General features: G+C 60.6%; 1 protein-coding gene. It reads left to right on the forward strand.

Annotated elements, in window-relative coordinates; translation table 11 throughout:
• Positions 1 to 216, forward strand: a 216-nt coding sequence (locus HMPREF2698_RS12665; RefSeq protein ID WP_141748964.1) for a DDE-type integrase/transposase/recombinase, incomplete at both ends; no start/stop codon positions are given.

Raw genomic sequence — 216 nt, forward strand, 5'->3', positions numbered from 1 at the left:
ACCTGGTCGAACGGGCCCTGCGGATGGCGCATACGCTGCGCGGTGACGTTCCTGATGGGCTGGTGTTTCACGCTGACCGTGGAACACAATTCACCAGCGAGAAGCTCTGGGAGGTCTGCCGCAACCTGGGCATCGCTCAGTCTGTGGGGCGCACTGGCGTGTGCTTCGATAACGCGATGGCCGAGTCGTTCTGGTCGACGCTAAAGACTGAATTCT

This window comes from Corynebacterium sp. HMSC072A02 (genome assembly GCF_001810085.1).
GTDB classification, from domain to species: Bacteria; Actinomycetota; Actinomycetes; order Mycobacteriales; family Mycobacteriaceae; genus Corynebacterium; species Corynebacterium hesseae.